This window comes from Roseburia sp. MSJ-14, assembly GCF_018918225.1.
Taxonomy (GTDB): domain Bacteria; phylum Bacillota; class Clostridia; order Lachnospirales; family Lachnospiraceae; genus Petralouisia.
The window spans coordinates 48,320-65,951 of sequence record NZ_JAHLQD010000004.1 but is presented as its reverse complement, the minus strand read 5'-3'; the positions used below and the strand labels follow the sequence as shown (position 1 = coordinate 65,951).

The following is a 17,632-nucleotide window of genomic DNA, read 5'->3' as shown; positions in this document are numbered from 1 at the left end:
TCTCCCATATTTCATAATCGGCAGGATCCTTTTTGCTTACTGCTTTTCTCAGCATTTTACACAGTGTCTTGTCCTTGAACGACATTGAATCCATATCCCATGCACCACGGCAATAAAAATCGGAATATCAGATAGTTTATCCTTCATATTATGACTTCTGATCTGCTTAAAAGCATCTTTGTCATATGGGGACGCACAGCAGAAAAACACGATTTCTCCTCTAAATTCCAGTTTATCTGTTAAACCCTCTGAAAACGCTGTATTTTCAAGGCATTTCGCCTATCTTGTGTTCCAACCTTATGTATTTTCCCTTGTTTTTGCCCTTACGAGCCGAAACAAGGGAAAGTTTTTTACTCTCCGCCGACCACCTTATCCAGCAGTCTTGCGGAAGTACGCTTCGCTTCCCTTGTAGCGTGAGCGTAAATATTCATTGTGGTACTGACATCGGCATGTCCGAGAAGCTCCTGCACATCCTTCGGCGCTGCCCCGTTTGAGAGCAGATTGCTCGTGAATGTGTGACGAAGTTGGTGGAAATGAAAGCCCTCCAAGCCCTCGACCTTTCTGCTTGCCGTCCTGCACATAATCCCTACCGTACTCGGTGATTCGTATGCGCCGTCAGGTCTGAGGCAGACAAAGGATATTTCCTTGTACCCCTCTGGGATTTCATCTGTCCTCGGCAGGCTGTAAACCTCGTAGTAAGTACGGTCTTTTTCCTTCACCTCGGTGTAGTAGTTGAGGTGGTAAAGCCCGCCATACTGGAGGCGGTTTTTGTGCTGTTCGGTTTTCGCCGCTTTGAGGATCGCCGCCAGCGTGTCGCAGAAGTCCACGGTACGGACTTTCTTCCGTTTGGTCGCTCCTATCTCGGTTTTATGCCTTGCCCCGTTGTAGCGCATACTGCGGCGCACCGTAAGGTACTGCTTGTCAAGGTTGACATCCTGCCAAGTCAAGCCGCAGACTTCGCCGATGCGAAGCCCCGTGTAGTAGGCAATCTGAATGGGCAGTAAAGCGGGGTTATCTTTCTTTTTCAGAAATTCCTCCAGCTTCAGATATTGCTCATGGCTGAGCGTGGGTGTGGAATCGGTATTGCCGTCCTCGTCCGAAAACAGGTCATAGTCCTCTTTTTTGCCCCGCCATACCACATACTGCATCGGGTTGAAGGTAATCAGCCGTTTGGGGAATACCGCAAAGTGGAACGCTCCTTGCAGGACTGCCGAGAACAAACGCAGATACCCTTTGCTAAGTGCCTTTGCCGTTGTACCGTCGGGATTTGTCCCGCCGAAGCTGAGAAAATCCATATACGCCTGCAAATGGTCGGCGGTGACGGTTTTCAGCTTTCGGCTGCCGATAGGGTGCTGCTTGATACGGTTTACCGTACCCTGATATGCCATTACCGTACCGTTGCTGAGACTGCCGGGCTTTAGTTCTTCCTCCACCCACATATCCAGCAGCATTCCCACCGTGGCGTTTTCAGACTTTGCAACGAATTTCTTTTCCTCGTAGTCCTCCATCGCCTTGCGGAGCAGGGCTTCCGTTTCGGATTTGCTTTCTGTTCCCACGAATTCACGCTGTACCAGATTGCCGCTTTCATCTTCGATATAGAAGCGGTAGTACCACTTTTTGCCTTTCTTTCTTACAGAACCTTTTGCCATAGATAAAAACTCCTTTCTATCCGTGGCAATCGGGACTGTGACATATGGTGTGCGTAAAGTAAAGAATGTCACTTTTGCCGGTTGGTTTCAATCGGCATATTTTTTTGTCAAGGTGCCACGGAATTTTCTTTTTCGGCAAGCCTGTTTTCGGCTTCCGTCACTATCCCGAAGAGGTCGCCCATAGATACTTTGGTGCGTCCCTCATCGTAGATATGTAAAATTCCGTCTAAAAAACGCTTCATATCTTCGATAGGTATTTCCATTTCTTTGCGGTAGACCCGTTCTTCGATTGCGCCCACCTCAATCGCATACCGCATAATCGACTGCTTCAAGCCCTCGTCCTCCGCCACACGGTCAACCTCCGCCATAGCGTTGGCAAAGTAGTGGCACAGCACCGAGTACAGGTCAATCATCTTGCCGAGGAAGGTGGTAAGAAGCTGCTGGTGCGGCTCTCCGCTGACCGTGGAGGAAACCGTATCAAGGTACTTTTTGATATGCTCCTCAATGTCCTTTTGGCAGAGCGTGCGGGCATCATATTCCTTTTCCTCGGAAAGCCCTGTCAGCCATTCGGGAGTGGTAAGCAGCGCATCGGCAAGACCGTTGATAATCATAGTACGCTTCGGGTCAACGCCGTCTGCTTCATACCGCTGAATGGTGGATTTGTTTACGCCGATACGCTTTCCAAGCTCAGGCATGGTAAGGTTTAGTTCTGTTCGGCGCTCTTTTACCCGTTCACCGACTTGTTTTGCGGTGAATTCAATTTCTTTTTTCAAGGTTTTCACCTCCTGACGAGTATCATTATAGCACATCAAAATGCAGATTGCAACCCTGAAACGGGATAAATATTAAAAAAAATTCCTAAACAGTTGCAAAACAGGTTGACACGAGATTGCAAAATAAGTATAATTAGGATTGTACAGTTGCAAAACAAGTATTTCAAAAGGAGGATGAGATAATGAACGCAGTTAAAATAGGTATGACCATCGAGGAAGCCGCCGAATGTACGGGTATCGGCAGGAACACCATGCGGAAATTGGTGGACTGGGGCAAGCTGCCTGTCTTAAAGGTAGGGCGCAAGACCATTATCCGAAGGGACACGCTGGAGCGTTTTATGACGGTCAATCAAGGCAGAAATCTTCTCAATCAGAATGATGTCCGCCGAGTAGATTGACCGTTCTTAAAGCCCTCGGCGTTTGAGAGCGAAATACACCCCTCGCACAAATCTGCCGATTTGTACTCAGGGTATTTCGCCCCTGCGGGGAGCTACCGTATCAACGCTTGCAGGAAATCCCTGCCGCTTTTGATACGGCGCTGTTCCGTCAGCAAAGCCGCCGAAACAGCAGCAACCGTCAAGACGGTTGCAAAATGAGAACGGTATATTTTAAAGAAAGGTTGGATTATGGCAAGACACAGCTTCATACAGATGTCGAAGCTGCCTAATGTCAAAGGACGAATATCGTATATCACCAGCCACGCAAGACAGGAAAATCTGTACGCCACTTACCGCACCGCCGACAATGCCTTTTGGAATAATCTCGCAAGGGAGAGCCGGCAGGAGTTCCAGCGCAGCGGCGCAGAGGGGAAATGTATTGAGGCAAGGGAGCTGATTATCGCCCTGCCCGAAGTTTACACGCAGTACGAGCCGCAGCAGGTGCTTGAGGATTTTACAGATGAGTTCCGCAGGCGGTACGGCGTGGAATGTGTGTCGGCATTGCACCACAATAAGCGCAAGACCAATTACCACATTCATCTGATTTTCAGCGAAAGGAAGCTGCTTCCTGAGCCTGATGTGAAGATTGCCACAAGAAGCGTATTCTTTGACGAAACAGGCAAGCGGGTACGCACCAAGAAGGAAATCACAGGTGAGGACGGGCAGATAAGAAAAGGCTGTACCATTATCAAAAAGGGAGAGGTTTACGAAAGCCATCTGTTCACCGTAAAGGATGACCGCTTCAAGAGAGAGCCTTTTCTTCGGGAGGTAAAAGAGGATTATACAAACCTTATCAATCTCCATATTGAAAACCCTGAACAGCACCTGAAGGTATTTGACAAAAACAGCGTGTACCTGCCGACAAAGAAAATAGGCAAGAACAATCCCAAAGCCGAAGAGATTGCAGCCGACAACGCTACAAGGCAGGAATGGAACAGGACAGCGGACATGGCACTTGTATCGGGGATTGAGGAGGCTAAAATACTGGAAATCAAACAAACCGAGATACACGACAAGGTTAGCCAATCCATTAAAAGCGAGGGCTGGCTGCCGAATCTGTTCCGCCGTATCGTGAACAAGGCGAAGGACATTTTACAAAACCTTATCCGTGAATACGGGATACCGCCGAAGCCCACGCTGGATATTGATATGACAGAGTTCTGCACCATGCGGAATCTAATGATACGGGTGCAGGATGAGGCAAGAGGGATTAGGAATTTGCAGGACAACATTCTGCCCAAGCTGAAAACACAGCTTGCAGAAACAACAGGGATTTTCAAGGGCAAGGAGCGCAAAGCCCTTACCGAGCAGATACAGCAGACGGAGCAAGAAATTGACCGCAGGCTGGATAAGCTCCCCGATATTCTCAGGGAGGACGGTTATCCCGATGTGCAGGCATTCATGGCGACCTATCGGGAGGCGGAAGCCGTTGTGGAACAATACAACCGTGACCTTGCCGAATGGGAGCGTCAGGTGAAACAAAAGAGCAGACCGCCAAGACCGCCCGAAAAGGAGAGCGTCCGAAACAGGCTCAGACAGTTGCAGGAGCAGGGCAGACAGCAAAAGCCACGAAAGAAATCCTTTGACAGAGGCAGCCGATAGGCGAAGAAAAACCGCCGCTATGGTTTTACCCATACACGGCGGCATACATATAGAGATTAGTTTTCCTGTTTCTTTATAACGGTTACTTTCAAGTTCTCTGCTTCTATCAGCGTTTCCTGCTTGCACTTCGGGCAGTAGAGAGGATAGTTTTTCAAGACCGTATCATATCTTGTTCTGTCACGGGTTTTGTTGCCACAAACAGGACATAATATCCATTCGGCTTGTTTCTGCATACACTCACCAATCCTTACGGTATTTCGTCAATTAACGTTACCGTCCATTTTCCATCTAACTGTTCAATATCCCAACGTGAATATGCTTCTCCGTTACCAGAAATGAGAGTATCATCCTTATCGTAATAATCGGCTGAATATTTCACCCAGATATATCCCTTCCCATTTTCCTGTTTGGTGGTTACAAGTTCTATCGAAACATCTGCCCGAACCGCCTTATCATCAAAGAAATAGTATCTTTCTAACGCACCGCAGTCCTCTTTATTCGTACCGTCTCCTGACCCGCAGTAAGACATAATATCCTTTGCTTCTGCTATGAGGTCATTTGCGACCTTTAGCTGTGTTTCATCGGTACACTCGATTTCCATTTCATCGACCTTTTCCTGACCATAATGCTTCACAAGTGTCGAAACGCCTTTACCGCCGCAGGCGGAGAGACTGATTACCATCGTCAAGAATAGAATAGCACATAAGAATTTTTTCATAGTTGACCTCCGTTTTTAGCAGCGTTACGCTTGCTTTTTAATTTAATCCAATCCTTTGCAATGCTCTCATTGCGGTTTACTGATAGGATAATTCCAACAAGTGCCATATCGTAAATAATGAACATTCCTCCTGTTACAACGAAGGGGACGCACATAAAGAAGTTCGGAAGAACCCCAATGTCGGATAAGGCAGTGAAAACAATTCGTAAAATATAAATCAACAGCACGGTATTGGTTAGAAGTTTGCCAACCTCTGTATCCTGCTTTTTTGAAGTCCTGTAAAGGATAGCAAACAATATCCCGAATACAAACAGCAAAAATATAAGTGAAAATTTTCCGTATTCGTACAGGAGCAGGGTGATTGGGTGGTCATAGAAGTAGCTCATTACCTTCACATCAACAGGCATTCCGCTTTTTCCAATTAACTCCGCTTCACGAAACACCGAAAAGAAATCGAGCTGTTGTAAATATCCTGTATTTTCCTGCAAGCGAAAAAGATGATAAAAGCGGCTTAACAGGTACACTCCGATAATAAGAAAAATCAGCATACAAGCCACACCGAAGATATTAACACGATTCCATTTCAGCCATTTTAATTTTAACCCGCAGCAAAAGATGAATAGCTCGCAAGCCAACAGCAACACAAAAACTGGAAACGCTTGATTTATTAACGCTAAAGTCAGCGGAAAAATAGCATATAGCCAGTAATGTATGATTTTTGTCTCGCTTTCACTGTTCTTTTCATAAAACAGGATTCCGACCAAAACAATCGGATAGCATAGCAGCAGGTAGAACAGAAAACCGTATCCAAGCGGTGCAAATCCGTTCCATAATTCATAGAGTAGCCCGAAGATTGCCGCCAGTGAGAGCAGTCCGTATAACGCTCTTGGAAAGCGAATTAAGACAGTGTAATCAATAAAATACAAAAAAGCAGCAACACAAACTCCAAGCACAATACCGATTATCTTTGGTACGGTCAGGGATATTGAGGTTAGCATAGCAGAGATTAGAATACCACTCAGCAGCAACACGCCTGCTATGAGCAGCAACAGCCAATTCACTTTCGGGCGGTGGACAATATCAAGCTCTGTCCCAACTACATCTGCATCGCCCATTTCTTCAATGGCTTTTCTCATTGCTTCTTTCTGATTCAGACCGTTTTCCCGCAAAGCATCGTATTGGTCGTTTATGTGGTCAGAAAGCTCTCTTGTTGCCACAACCTTTGCTCTGCTCCAACGAATGTATCTTTGAACATCCTTGATATATTCTTCGGGAGAATTATATTCCTGCAAGCAAAACACCCCCCGACAAAACCTTATTGACTGCGGCAGAGTAGCTTTCCCACTCAGACAGCCGCACCACAAGAAATCTTTTCCCTTCATCTGTAATCCTGTAATATTTTCTTGTTTTCCCCGCAACAGTTTCTCCGTCATAGGACACAAGATACTGCTTTTGCTCTAAGAGATGGAGCAGAGGATATAATGTTCCTGCTTTCAATTCAAAAGTATGGTCGGATTGCTTCGCAAGTTCTTCTATCATCTGATACCCATACATATCTTGTTTTTCAAGCAGCTTCAAAATCAGCATATCTGTATTCCCTGAAATCAGAGATTTATCAATTGCCATATATGTCCCTCCTTGTATCGACAGTCTACATATCGATTATATATAGATTGCCGATATAAGTCAAGAGGCAACAGACAACATTCATAAAAAGTTTGCTTTTGGATTGCCAAACCCTATGTTTTCAGCATAATCTCTCTACTGTAGCGCTTTTAACCCACAAATGCCTTGTGTTAAGCCATATTCTCGTCATAAAATACGAGGGGTAAGGCATTTACACCTTTACCCCTCGCTTTGCGTTACCGCCAGTCTGCTATGCGAAGATGATTTCTTTATTCACAATCTCCATCGCACAAGCCCGTATATTATTCATTCTCCTGACCCATTCTAAGGCGTTTTCCGCCTTTAATTGTTCCGTGATACCCTGTGCCTGCTTCATGCCATCTATGAGCCGTTCAAAGCGTTCCTGCGCCTGTTCGTTGATGCCGGAAAGATAAGTGTTGAGCTTACCGCTGGTCAGAAGTGTTGTGTAGGTTGCTTTTCTATGTTCTTTCAGGTAGCGTTTGTGCCGCTGTCCCCATATCCCGATAGGCTTTTCTTCTTCGGGTGGCAAGCTAAGGCACGGCAAATAGTATTCGCCTTGCAGTTCATACCAAAGACCGTTGTTTTCATCATAAATGTACTTGTCCATCTTGAAATCCTCCAGTATAATATATTCGCACATATGTCACAGTTTCCCGATTGCCACTTGTTTTTATAGCTTGTTATCAGATTTTTCTTCCCTTATTTTTGCCCTTATGAGGTGGCGAGGGAAGCATAAACGCAAGTGAAATCGTATAAAGGGATAAGGCGGACACATTGCGATAAATCCTTTGTTTTCAAGCGTTTTGGAGGATTTTATTAAAGCCCTATGAGGGGCAGTAACCACTTATGAAATCGTGGTTTTCAAATTCCGATTTATCTTTCTATCATTATATCATTTCAGCCTGATTTTGTCTATCCGTCAAACAAAAAAAGACCTTGATGAAAACGAATCCATCAAGGTCAAATTCATTAAAATATGCGATTGTTTATCTTACCTATATTATATGAGAAACAGGAGAAAATCGAAGTTTGCGATTCGTTCTTGGGCATAAAAAATCAGGCAACCTCACATAAGGCTGCCTGCTATAGTATAGATTAATGCTGTAAATCAGAATTTGTGTTATCGCTTTTCCCGACTGGTAATTTCCTTTTTGTGCATCAGGTGAATACCGATGTGCCCGATTCCTAAAATGATACCGGCTGCAAAAAGAAAAGGATTTTTCCCATAAACCGCAATAAATAAGACTGATAAAACAGGCAGGGTTGCGCCTGCCACAGGGATACCTAAATAACTGCTGTAAAAATCTTTCATCGTTTTTTCACTTCTGAAGTAGCGAATCCAGTATAGTTCATAAAGAATCATGCAACCAAACGAAGCAAAAAGCCAAAGAAGCCAAATTGAGAGTCCTTGCGGGTTAAAGTCGCTGAAAATCAAAATAAGACATGAAACAGCTACTTCTCCTATTCGTTCTAAAATCAATAACACCTTGTTTTCACACTTTGCATATTCGTCATAGTCCTTAGGCTTGTTTTTTGTCCAGAAGAAATTAGGTATAAACAGCATTAAAAGAAAAATCAAACCAATATAAGAAAAGCCAAAATGCATAACCTTCACCTCAACAAATTCCGATTTATCTTTCTATGATTATATCATTTCTGCTTAGATTTGTCTATCCGATAAACAAAAAAGACCTTGATGAAATAAATCCATCAAGGTCAAATTCATTAAAATATGCGATTGTTTTCGCTCTGCACAATTTTCTGCACCGTTTGGCGTAAGTTTGGCGTAAATGGCGTAAATCCGAGACATCGCAACTCTCGAAACCCGCATAAACACAGGGATTTTGGGGTGTTACTTATCGAGGGATTTCATTGTCGGGAGTTGTATGATGCCGAATAATTAACTGCTGATAGAGTCTTTTCCTCACTTTATCAGTCCTTCATATATCAATTCCTCCGTAATTTTCGGTTTCTCATTGTATCATTTCAGGTTTATTATGTCTATCCGTATAAAGGAATACAAATCAAAATCTAGCGGAGCGAAAGATCAAAAGCCCTCCCGTGTCAGAACTGACTCCAGTTCCGAAACAATATCATTCAAATCTTCGGTCAGATTGTCGTTATGTATCAGCATATCATCAAAAAGCCGGTTGAGATTTTCTTCAAAGCGATCGGGAAGGATACTGCAATTTCGCGCGCAAAGCTCGATCAGGCGTTTTTCACCGGGATGTGTCCGCTTGTTCAAGGCAAAAATCACATCAAAATACGATTCCAGAAAGGCGGCTGTTCTGTGAATAACGCTCACTCTGTCGTTTCTTTTATTCGCTTTATTCAGCTGAAACAAATATGCGGGCATGGCGTTATACAAAAGCGCGGTATTTCTTTTGATGATGTTGTTCCGCAGCTCTTCCGGATAAGGAACTGAAAAGCGGTCCTTAGCCCTTTGCAGCCTTCCGCGCTTATCGCAGATGATCTTACAGGTCAAAAGATTGTGCCACATACAGGTGGTGTATCCGTTGCATGCCTCAAAGCTTTCGACGACCCGCGCGACGCCGTCGCAGAATTCGTTGAGATCGCGGTAAAGAATGTCAATGTCGATCCCGTTGTTCAGAACGCAGTTATCCTCATATTCCCAGTAATGATTTCCGATTTCCAAATATTTGCAGTAGTCAGCCAATAACGCGCGCCTGTTTTCTTCCCCGATCGGCGCGGTGACGTATACATATAAATCATAATCGGATTTTTCATCATAGTTTTCTCCCGAACGGGAACCGCCGAGCGCGATCGCCTCGACCTGCTCAAATCCAGCCAGCTTTTCCAATAGTTTATCAATCATATTTTTTGCACCTCAATATATTCCGAAATATCTTTCTGCTATTATATCATTTTTACAAGGTTTTGTCTATAAGCTGTTATTATCTTGCGACTGATAAGAGCGAGAAAAAATATTATGCAGGATAGAAAGCGAAACCGATGTTGATCATGCCGCGAAAGGTTACTTTACCGCCGTCCAGAATAACGGTATTGTGATTTGCAAAAAAGTTCTTGCCGATTTCGATATTGTATCCATAGTCGCACCAAAACGGAGCAACTATCGTAAGATGTATTTATACATTTTATCTCCCTTATGTTTTTTGAATTCCAATTACTTTGTAATATCGCATTGTGGGAACAGTAAGGGCAACCGCTTCCGCTTATTACTCTGTTTTTTACTGAAGCTCGCCATTCGTGTCCACATTTGCCATTCCACCATACTATTTTATTAGAGCCGTGCGTTACGCTGTCCGGCGTAAGCGGTAGATTACGCTCCGACCATTCAGAAGTCAGTTCAGGTCTGACAGCCGCTAACATTCTTTTCATACCGTATCCTCTCCTTTACCTATATTATATAGGAAACAGGAGAAAATCGTAGTTTGCGATTCGTTTCAGGGCATAAAAAACAGGCAACCTCATATAAGGCTGCCTGCGATTGCCATAATAGTAACTGCGATAAATCAGAATTTATCGACAGCCTAAGGGAAGATACTTCCGTTTCCAATGAGCACTCTGATAATTCCAATTGCAAACAGATGCGCCGGATAATAGAGATAGAAAAACCATTTCATGCCTTTCCATTTTCCCCTCTCACCGTTATACTGCTTCAAAATCGGTAATGATAACAGCGTACACATCTGAAGGATTCCATACGCTTTGTCCATAAAGATAAAATATACGACTGCATAAATTGTTGTCCATATGAGCATAGTAAGCGATTGTTTCTTGAAATCGCCGCGATTCATGTATAAGTATACCGGACACATAGCCGCCACAGTTGACCAATCCGATGGGAAGGTAATAAAGCAGATAATCAGGATCAAAACAATTTTACCCCACTGCGGCAACTGATCCGTTGTAAATATGACCATCAAAACTACCGACCAGGCAAGCGACCACATCACACTGGTCATATTGAAAAACCCGTTGGGAATAAATGGTATTCCTCCTGCAAAGTTATAGGCAAAATGCGATATTACAGCGAAAACGAACAGTCGGGCAATATACTTTTTTACGTTTCGAGTGTAATGAAATCCCTCAGCAATAAAGAACCACATAATAGGTGCTGTCAATCTTCCTATCGCGTGAAGAAGCATGACCCACCATATCTTTTGGCATCCAGGAAACAATAACCATGTTACATGGTCGATTGTCATCGCAATAATAGCAATCAGTTTTACTTCATTGGAGTTTAGTCCTATTTTCTTAATTGTATCCATTCCGGTTCTCCTGCAAAACTCCGATTTATCTTTCTATCATTATATCATTTCTGCCTGATTTTGTCTATCCGTCTAACAAAAAAAGACCTTGATGAAAACGAATCCATCAAGGTCAAATTCATTAAAATATGCGATTGATTACACTCTGCACAACTTTCTGCATCGTTTGGCGTAAGTTTGGCGTAAATGGCGTAAATCCGAGACATCGCAACTCTCGAAACCCGCATAAACACTGGGGTTTTGGGGTGTTACTTATCTAAGGATTTCATTGTCGGGATTTAATGACACGTTTGCAGTAGTGAATAACCGTGTTCAGAAAAACGTTTGTTATTTTGCATAGGTTTATAGACAACCGCATTATTATTTGTTATTATTACGATAATAAATAGAAGGAGACGGTCTGTATGAAGTACAATTTAGACACTTACAGATTTTACGCAAATGAAAAGACTTTTTCCTTTATCATAAGGGCAAAGGTCAGGATGAAGGAAACAGTCGATCCGGACGCTTTGCGCCGCGCTGTGAATACCGCTATCAAGCGTTATCCATATTTTGCGGTGGAGGTCGTCTTAGGTGATGACGGAGGATACGATCTGATTCCGAACGGCAGAGACGTCGTTGTTTTGCCGACGTCTTCTAAGCTTCCGCAGCTTGGCAGTGAAGCGGCAAACCGTCACTTGTTGTTTGTCGACACAGAGGAAAGAGACATCTTTTTCAACATCAGTCATTCGTTATGCGGCGGAAGAGGCATTATGCCTTGGATCATGACTACCATATATCAATATGTGGTTGAAAAGCATCATGTAACGCCTGATGCGCCCGGTATCAGGAAGCCTAACAGCAGCCTGCTGCCCGGAGAGGGTGAAGCGCCGACTATAGACATGCTTTTGGATGAAGAGCCGATTTATCAATACAAAAGCAAAAATCCTGTCACTATGATTTTTGATTATTTGAACGGTATGTTTAATCCGTTTATGAGAAAGCCGATCTATTATCAGTTTACATTTAATCAAAAAGACGTCATGTTATTTGCGAAAGAAAATGACGCCAGCGTGGCCTCTTTTTTCATCGTCGCCGTGGCTAAGGCATTGGATAAGCTCCTGCCTGAAAAGCACAAGGTCATCGGAGCTGAAATTGCGCACAATCCGTCTAAGGATATCGGGATGCCGAATACACACTGCGATATATTAAGCCATGTCCATATTGATTATGAGAGAGAACTACTAAAAAAAGATATGGAAATGCTGGGAACCATAACGCGCTCGCAAATCATTCTCCAGATCGACCCATCTGTCAGCAACTATCAGCTGAGGCAGCGATTCTCTTTCTACGATGACCTTGACAGGGTTACGGGCTTAAAAAACAAAAGGGAATACTATGCAAAAAACGACCCCAGAGCGGGGAAGAAAGCGCAGCACGGAACCTTTATCGTAAACTATTCGGGAATGATGGACTGGGGCGAGGTCGCCGATTATGTGGAGTCGTATATATTGATTGTGGAGGGGCATATTCTGTTGGAGGTCACATCTATGGCTGATAAGATATTTGTCTCCTTTATGCAGCTCATAAAGAAGACGAAGTATGTGAAAGCGTTTGGCGAAGTCATGGATGAGCTGGGTATCCCATATAAGATAGAGGGACCTTATCCGAAAAACATGGTCAAGCACAAACTGCCGAAGCAATCATGAGCGGAAAAACAAATAACAGTATTTCTCAAATTAATTGTCTTTTGACGGAGTTGAAACGATCATGGGTTTCATGTTTATGGATAAAGTTGCCGTTATCACCGGAGGAGCAAAGGGTATCGGCAGATGTATCGCGGAAATGTTCCATGCCGAAGGTGCAAAGGTTTGCATTATAGACCTTCTTCCGAACCAGCATACTTCCTATGATCTGTATTATCAAGGAGATATTGCGGACGAAACGATTCTCACTGCTTTTGCGAGTCAGGTCGTTTTTGAATACGGACATATTGATTATTTGATCAATAACGCTCTTCCTCTGTTCAAGGGAATAGAGGAATACACTTACGATGAATTCAATTATTCTCTACGGGTAGGAGTGTCCGCACCGTTTATGCTGACGAAGCTGTTTAAGGACCACTTTGCTCAGGGTGGAGCGATCGTTAATATCTCGTCGTCCCGTGACCGTATGAGCCAACCTCAGTCGGAGAGCTACACAGCCGCCAAAGGCGGTATTGCCGCTCTGACCCACGCTTTGTCTGTGAGCCTCGCCGGTAAGGTGAGGGTCAACAGCATATCGCCGGGATGGATCGAAACGAGCGGAACGGAATATGCCGGCGCCGATGCTGCTCAGCATCCGGCAGGACGAGTCGGAAAGCCTGAGGATATTGCCCACATGGTACTGTTCCTGTGTTCAGAAAAAGCAGGCTTTATCACCGGAGAGAATATCTGCATCGATGGCGGTATGACAAAACTGATGATCTATCATGATGATCACGGCTGGGAGTATCATCCGGATAACGCATAAGTTAAGGAGATCCAAATGGAATTCAGTAATGTGATCAAAGAACGGTATTCCGTTCGTAAATACAAGCCCGATATGATATGGGACGATGAGCTGAATCGTATTCTCGAGGCGGGTATGCTTGCGCCGACAGGGTGCAATTATCAGCCGCAGAGGATATATGTATTAAAGAGTGACGAGGCGATCGCGAAGATCCGATCATTGTCGCGCTGTGCGTTTGATGCGCCTGTCGTACTGCTGATCGCACTCGATGAAACCGCCGACTGGAAAAGTCCTCTTGAAGCAGACTGTCGAGCCGGAATCCAGGACGTCAGCATCGTTGCCGATCATATGATGCTTGCCGCGTGGGATATCGGTATCGGTTCATGCTGGGTGAATTATTTTAAGCCGAGTGAAGTAAAAGAGGCTTTCGATCTGCCTGAGAACGAGACTCCAATTTTGCTGATGACGCTTGGTTACCCTGCGGATGACTCGCAACCCATGAAGCTCCACCATGAGAGTAAGGATATGACGGAGATCGTCAAGGTACTATAAATATGAAAAATGTACCGCTCAAAAAGCAAAGCAAAAAAGAACAGCGTAAATATTATGCTCGGCTGAGAAGAGATTGGAACGGTTTGAAGCCGACCACCAGGGTGGTAAAGAGCAAAAAGGTTTACGACAGAAAGAAACTGCAGAAACCAAGTGCGAATGATGGTGAATGAGATGGACGATATCAAAACTTTGAGAGCAACTGAAACATGGCAACGCGCAGGAGCATACTCCGTCAGGATTCAGGGTATGAACCGCCAGCACCATATCTCTTTAGAAGAGGAATTCGATGAGCATGACGGCGATAAGAGCAAATACATCGTTCTGATAGACGACACCTATCCTGTTGCAACTTGCCGTTTCTATGAGCTGGATGAAAATACGGTTCTGGTCGGACGAGTCGTTGTCCTACCCGAATATCGAGGAAAGCATCTCGGCAGCAGAGCGATCGCAGAAGCTGAAAAGTGGATTGCAGAACTCGGCTATGCGGATATAGTTATCGACGCCAGATTGGAAGCGACAGGCTTTTATGAAAGGCTCGGATACAAGCAAAGAGACGGTGAAGTTTTCAAAAGTTGGAAATTTGATTGTACAAGAATGGTTAAAAGGATAAACGTATGATGAAAACCGAACGAGAAAAAATGACAAATGCCGAACCCTTTTTGACGAACGATCCTCAACTCATGGAGGACAAGAAAAACGCGCGGATCCTTTGTTCCCGTTTTAATGATTCGCCCGAGGATGAATCTGTCAGAAAGTCAATACTGAAAGAATTGTTGGGAAGCTGCACAGAAAATATCACCGTAAAACCTCCGTTTCACTGCGACTACGGATATAACATCTTTGTCGGCGATGATTTTTTTATGAACTTTGACTGTGTATTTCTGGACGCCGCTCCGATCAGAATAGGCACAAATTGTATGATATGTATGATAGGACCGAAAACGTGTATTTACGCAATCGGTCATCCTCTGGATGCGGAAGGACGAAGAAAAAAGATCGGTATTCCTAAGCCCGTCAATATTGGCGATAACGTCTGGATCGGAGGAGGGGTAACGATACTCCCCGGTGTCACGATCGGCAATAACACTGTTGTTGCCGCCGCTTCCGTTGTGACAAAATCGTTTCCCGAAGATGTAGTAGTTGCCGGGAATCCGGCACGAATCATTAAGCACCTGAAATAAAACAATGAACATGTCAGCGCAATTAAATTAAATAGTCAGTCGATAAGGAGAGCAATTATGAGCAGAAAACTTTTATTGATGGATTTATTACTATATAAATGAAAAGGCAAGTGGTATCGGTAGTGAATCGATTTTGTTCGTGGGTTCAAAACTCCGGCAGGTTTGGTGTTCGAGGGTTCAAAACTGTACGGCTTTTATGCGAAAAAAACTTTTTTGTACATCAAGCACAATGTCGAAAGCTGTCGAGTTTATTCGGCAGCTTTTTGTATTCTATTTAAATGGAATGGTTGATTGATCATATTCTACACAGCTTGATTCTGTCAATATCATTGACAGATCAACGGAAATCATGATATCATTAATAAAATGATCGAAATACCATTGATATCAAACGCTGAGCGATCAAGGAAAGCAGAGATAGTCAATGATGAATGGGAGCGTGATTTTTTGAAAGAGATCACAGTTGACGCGATCATCGAAAATATTGATATAGTGACTGATTTAGTGAATGAAGAATTGGAAGCGTTTGGTTGTCCTCTGAAATTTCAGGTGCAGATCGACGTGGCGATAGACGAGCTGTTCGGCAATATCGCTCGTTACGCTTACAAAGACGGCACAGGCAAGGCAACGGTCAGATTGGAAATTGAAGATGATCCCGCTTGTGCTGTTTTGACGTTTGTCGATCAGGGAATACCGTTTGATCCGTTGGACATGCCAGAGCCTGATACTACGCTGTCTCTGAAAGAACGTAAAATCGGAGGTCTTGGGATTTTCCTTGTCAAAAAGACGATGGACGACATGACTTATCAATATAAAGACGGACAGAATATACTGCGAATCAAAAAGAAGTTGAGGTAGATCAGATGAAAAAATTTAAAGAATATTTCAAGATTTATGAGTCGGAAGAGACCAAAGAGGTATTTGAGCAAAATGAGTTTGCTGCCAATCGGTTATCCTTATGGGTCATCTTCTCGTGCACGATCATTCTTGTCATCGCATGGATCCTGAATACTGTTGGTATCTTTTCCGTAGAGAAAACGAGAATGACGGTTCTCGCTATTGTTGGATTGGTTGAATTCTCTGTTCCGATCGTTCTTTATTTTATCTACAACGGCAAGAAACGTTGGCTGAAATATGTGATGGTCATCGCGCTGCTATTCGTTTGTACCAATCTCTTCTGTATTCTTAATCATAATGTCATTCTGATCATGATACTGCCCGTACTTTTGTCGAGTCGATATTTTTCAAAGGGCTTTACCGTGATGATCTCTATTTTAGCCGTTGTCTTTCAGGCCGTTGCGAGTGTTGTGACGGTCATGTTCGGTATCGTTGATCTGAACTTTTTCCCGAAGCTCGCTGACGGTACGGTCATTACGGTTCAGGACGGATTGCGCACTTCTGTTATGGGCTTAGGGCTGGAAACTTCAAGATTAGCCGTATCGATGTTAGTTAACGGCTTCCTGCCGCGACTGTTGGTTTTGACTATTATTATCTTCATTTCTATCTATATCGCGAAGCACGGTCATGATATGGTGCTGGAGCAGAATGAGATCGCGCGCGCGTCTGCCAGCGCGAAAGCGGAGCTGAATACCGCTACACAGATACAGAACAGCATGGTGCCGAATATTTTCCCCGCTTTTCCCGAGAGAAAAGAATTTGACGTATACGGCGCGATGTATACCGCGAAGGAGGTCGGCGGCGATTTCTATGACTTTTTCCTGATAGACGATAAGCACCTGGCGATGGTCATGGCGGACGTATCGGGTAAGGGCGTGCCTGCCGCGCTGTTTATGATGGCTTCCAAGATCTTGATCAGCGACAGAACGATCATGGGCGGCAAACCCTCTGAGATCCTTGAATTTGTGAATAATCGTATCTGCAGCAGCAATCAGGCGGATATGTTCGTATCGGTCTGGCTGGGTATATTGAATATCGAAACGGGTGAAGTGATCGCTGCGAACGCAGGGCATGAGTATCCCGTCATTCGCAGAAACGGCGGTAACTTTGAACTGTTGAAGGATAAGCACGGCTTTGTTATCGGTGGTATGTCCGGTATGAGATATAAGGACTATGAATTCACCTTGAAAGAGGATGACGCTCTGTTCCTTTATACCGACGGTATCCCTGAAGCGAACAATATCGACAAGGAGCTGTTCGGTAATGACAGAATGCTTGACGCACTGAATATCGATCCTGACGCAAAGCCTGAGCAGATCTTGTCTAACATGAAGGAAGAAGTGAAGAAGTTTGTCGGTGAAGCTGATCAGTTTGATGATCTGACGATGCTTTGTCTGAAATATCACGGCAATCAGTAACCGACTTATTCGGAACTCTCCCGAAAAGGAAGTGAA

The 17,632-nt window shown here is 44.1% G+C and carries 20 protein-coding genes and 2 pseudogenes; 11 read left to right on the top strand and 11 right to left on the bottom strand.

What is annotated here, in order from left to right; translation table 11 throughout:
* Nucleotides 1-350: 350 nt before the first annotated feature.
* Nucleotides 351-1,649: a tyrosine-type recombinase/integrase gene (locus KQI83_RS00370; protein WP_177308295.1), complete on the bottom strand. Its 1,299-nt coding sequence runs from the start codon at nucleotides 1,647-1,649 to the stop codon at nucleotides 351-353.
* Nucleotides 1,650-1,756: 107 nt separating this feature from the next.
* Nucleotides 1,757-2,422: a helix-turn-helix domain-containing protein gene (locus KQI83_RS00365; RefSeq protein WP_022445066.1), complete on the bottom strand. Its 666-nt coding sequence runs from the start codon at nucleotides 2,420-2,422 to the stop codon at nucleotides 1,757-1,759.
* 182 nt (nucleotides 2,423-2,604) lie between these two features.
* On the opposite strand from KQI83_RS00365, the gene KQI83_RS00360 reads away from it, so the two are divergent.
* Nucleotides 2,605-2,820 carry a helix-turn-helix domain-containing protein gene (locus KQI83_RS00360; protein ID WP_022445065.1) on the top strand — a complete coding sequence of 72 codons (216 nt, stop codon included), beginning with the start codon at nucleotides 2,605-2,607 and terminating at the stop codon, nucleotides 2,818-2,820.
* 228 nt (nucleotides 2,821-3,048) lie between these two features.
* Nucleotides 3,049-4,461, top strand: a complete 1,413-nt coding sequence (locus KQI83_RS00355) for a MobA/MobL family protein (protein ID WP_177308294.1) — start codon at nucleotides 3,049-3,051, stop codon at nucleotides 4,459-4,461.
* A gap of 56 nt (nucleotides 4,462-4,517) precedes the next feature.
* On the opposite strand, the gene KQI83_RS00350 is transcribed toward KQI83_RS00355, so the two are convergent.
* The 9 genes from KQI83_RS00350 to KQI83_RS00310 form a co-directional block, all read right to left on the bottom strand.
* The gene (locus KQI83_RS00350; protein WP_022445063.1) at nucleotides 4,518-4,694 is read right to left on the bottom strand and encodes a cysteine-rich KTR domain-containing protein; all 177 of its coding nucleotides are present in this window, start codon (nucleotides 4,692-4,694) and stop codon (nucleotides 4,518-4,520) included.
* 14 nt (nucleotides 4,695-4,708) lie between these two features.
* The gene (locus KQI83_RS00345; protein ID WP_022402730.1) at nucleotides 4,709-5,179 is read right to left on the bottom strand and encodes an LptM family lipoprotein; all 471 of its coding nucleotides are present in this window, start codon (nucleotides 5,177-5,179) and stop codon (nucleotides 4,709-4,711) included.
* Complete coding sequence (locus tag KQI83_RS00340; protein ID WP_201427571.1) at nucleotides 5,176-6,471, bottom strand: permease prefix domain 1-containing protein; 1,296 nt, start codon at nucleotides 6,469-6,471, stop codon at nucleotides 5,176-5,178. Before KQI83_RS00340 ends, KQI83_RS00345 begins: the two co-directional genes overlap by 4 nt.
* Nucleotides 6,458-6,805: a PadR family transcriptional regulator gene (locus tag KQI83_RS00335; RefSeq protein ID WP_177308292.1), complete on the bottom strand. Its 348-nt coding sequence runs from the start codon at nucleotides 6,803-6,805 to the stop codon at nucleotides 6,458-6,460. Before KQI83_RS00335 ends, KQI83_RS00340 begins: the two co-directional genes overlap by 14 nt.
* A 250-nt stretch (nucleotides 6,806-7,055) precedes the next feature.
* Complete coding sequence (locus KQI83_RS00330; protein ID WP_022445061.1) at nucleotides 7,056-7,433, bottom strand: TnpV protein; 378 nt, start codon at nucleotides 7,431-7,433, stop codon at nucleotides 7,056-7,058.
* Nucleotides 7,434-7,946: 513 nt separating this feature from the next.
* Nucleotides 7,947-8,432, bottom strand: a complete 486-nt coding sequence (locus KQI83_RS00325; protein WP_092965553.1) for a hypothetical protein — start codon at nucleotides 8,430-8,432, stop codon at nucleotides 7,947-7,949.
* 441 nt (nucleotides 8,433-8,873) lie between these two features.
* A complete protein-coding gene (locus tag KQI83_RS00320) occupies nucleotides 8,874-9,662 on the bottom strand; it encodes a DUF4037 domain-containing protein (RefSeq protein ID WP_216553874.1) in 789 nt (262 codons plus the stop codon).
* Nucleotides 9,663-9,826: 164 nt separating this feature from the next.
* Nucleotides 9,827-10,177, bottom strand: coding sequence for a zinc-ribbon domain-containing protein (locus KQI83_RS17265; protein ID WP_330622231.1), 351 nt, complete (start codon nucleotides 10,175-10,177; stop codon nucleotides 9,827-9,829).
* Nucleotides 10,178-10,338: 161 nt separating this feature from the next.
* Nucleotides 10,339-11,079 (bottom strand): TraX family protein, encoded by a 741-nt coding sequence (locus tag KQI83_RS00310; protein WP_092965563.1) that lies wholly within the window; start codon nucleotides 11,077-11,079, stop codon nucleotides 10,339-10,341.
* Between the two features lie 404 nt (nucleotides 11,080-11,483).
* Here KQI83_RS00310 and KQI83_RS00305 point away from each other — a divergent pair, with 404 nt between their 5' ends.
* The 9 genes and pseudogenes from KQI83_RS00305 (at nucleotide 11,484) to KQI83_RS00270 (ending at nucleotide 17,596) form a co-directional block, all read left to right on the top strand.
* Nucleotides 11,484-12,767: a hypothetical protein gene (locus KQI83_RS00305; protein WP_216553872.1), complete on the top strand. Its 1,284-nt coding sequence runs from the start codon at nucleotides 11,484-11,486 to the stop codon at nucleotides 12,765-12,767.
* A 61-nt stretch (nucleotides 12,768-12,828) separates the two neighbouring features.
* A complete protein-coding gene (locus KQI83_RS00300) occupies nucleotides 12,829-13,569 on the top strand; it encodes an SDR family oxidoreductase (RefSeq protein WP_330622228.1) in 741 nt (246 codons plus the stop codon).
* Nucleotides 13,570-13,584: 15 nt separating this feature from the next.
* Nucleotides 13,585-14,100, top strand: coding sequence for a nitroreductase family protein (locus KQI83_RS00295; RefSeq protein WP_216553871.1), 516 nt, complete (start codon nucleotides 13,585-13,587; stop codon nucleotides 14,098-14,100).
* Nucleotides 14,101-14,102: 2 nt separating this feature from the next.
* Nucleotides 14,103-14,270: a hypothetical protein gene (locus tag KQI83_RS00290; protein ID WP_216553870.1), complete on the top strand. Its 168-nt coding sequence runs from the start codon at nucleotides 14,103-14,105 to the stop codon at nucleotides 14,268-14,270.
* Nucleotide 14,271: 1 nt separating this feature from the next.
* Nucleotides 14,272-14,718, top strand: coding sequence for a GNAT family N-acetyltransferase (locus KQI83_RS00285; protein ID WP_253295441.1), 447 nt, complete (start codon nucleotides 14,272-14,274; stop codon nucleotides 14,716-14,718).
* Nucleotides 14,715-14,873 (top strand): annotated as a pseudogene (locus KQI83_RS17260) (maltose acetyltransferase domain-containing protein); the annotation flags it as partial. The gene KQI83_RS00285 and the pseudogene KQI83_RS17260, both read left to right, overlap by 4 nt.
* Nucleotides 14,874-15,119: 246 nt before the next feature.
* Nucleotides 15,120-15,269: pseudogene (locus KQI83_RS17255) on the top strand (DapH/DapD/GlmU-related protein); the annotation flags it as partial.
* Nucleotides 15,270-15,728: 459 nt separating this feature from the next.
* Nucleotides 15,729-16,139, top strand: coding sequence for an ATP-binding protein (locus tag KQI83_RS00275; protein WP_216553869.1), 411 nt, complete (start codon nucleotides 15,729-15,731; stop codon nucleotides 16,137-16,139).
* 5 nt (nucleotides 16,140-16,144) lie between these two features.
* Nucleotides 16,145-17,596 (top strand): PP2C family protein-serine/threonine phosphatase, encoded by a 1,452-nt coding sequence (locus tag KQI83_RS00270; RefSeq protein WP_216553868.1) that lies wholly within the window; start codon nucleotides 16,145-16,147, stop codon nucleotides 17,594-17,596.
* The last annotated feature ends 36 nt before the right edge of the window (nucleotides 17,597-17,632 follow it).

Coding starts and splice junctions, on each gene's coding strand:
- KQI83_RS00370 (WP_177308295.1), bottom strand. CDS start 1,649: ATGGCAAAAGGTTCTGTAAGAAAGAAAGGCAAAAAGTGGTACTACCGC.
- KQI83_RS00360 (WP_022445065.1), top strand. CDS start 2,605: ATGAACGCAGTTAAAATAGGTATGACCATCGAGGAAGCCGCCGAATGT.
- KQI83_RS00355 (WP_177308294.1), top strand. CDS start 3,049: ATGGCAAGACACAGCTTCATACAGATGTCGAAGCTGCCTAATGTCAAA.
- KQI83_RS00350 (WP_022445063.1), bottom strand. CDS start 4,694: ATGCAGAAACAAGCCGAATGGATATTATGTCCTGTTTGTGGCAACAAA.
- KQI83_RS00345 (WP_022402730.1), bottom strand. CDS start 5,179: ATGAAAAAATTCTTATGTGCTATTCTATTCTTGACGATGGTAATCAGT.
- KQI83_RS00335 (WP_177308292.1), bottom strand. CDS start 6,805: ATGGCAATTGATAAATCTCTGATTTCAGGGAATACAGATATGCTGATT.
- KQI83_RS00330 (WP_022445061.1), bottom strand. CDS start 7,433: ATGGACAAGTACATTTATGATGAAAACAACGGTCTTTGGTATGAACTG.
- KQI83_RS00325 (WP_092965553.1), bottom strand. CDS start 8,432: ATGCATTTTGGCTTTTCTTATATTGGTTTGATTTTTCTTTTAATGCTG.
- KQI83_RS00320 (WP_216553874.1), bottom strand. CDS start 9,662: ATGATTGATAAACTATTGGAAAAGCTGGCTGGATTTGAGCAGGTCGAG.
- KQI83_RS17265 (WP_330622231.1), bottom strand. CDS start 10,177: ATGTTAGCGGCTGTCAGACCTGAACTGACTTCTGAATGGTCGGAGCGT.
- KQI83_RS00310 (WP_092965563.1), bottom strand. CDS start 11,079: ATGGATACAATTAAGAAAATAGGACTAAACTCCAATGAAGTAAAACTG.
- KQI83_RS00305 (WP_216553872.1), top strand. CDS start 11,484: ATGAAGTACAATTTAGACACTTACAGATTTTACGCAAATGAAAAGACT.
- KQI83_RS00300 (WP_330622228.1), top strand. CDS start 12,829: ATGGGTTTCATGTTTATGGATAAAGTTGCCGTTATCACCGGAGGAGCA.
- KQI83_RS00295 (WP_216553871.1), top strand. CDS start 13,585: ATGGAATTCAGTAATGTGATCAAAGAACGGTATTCCGTTCGTAAATAC.
- KQI83_RS00290 (WP_216553870.1), top strand. CDS start 14,103: ATGAAAAATGTACCGCTCAAAAAGCAAAGCAAAAAAGAACAGCGTAAA.
- KQI83_RS00285 (WP_253295441.1), top strand. CDS start 14,272: ATGGACGATATCAAAACTTTGAGAGCAACTGAAACATGGCAACGCGCA.
- KQI83_RS00270 (WP_216553868.1), top strand. CDS start 16,145: ATGAAAAAATTTAAAGAATATTTCAAGATTTATGAGTCGGAAGAGACC.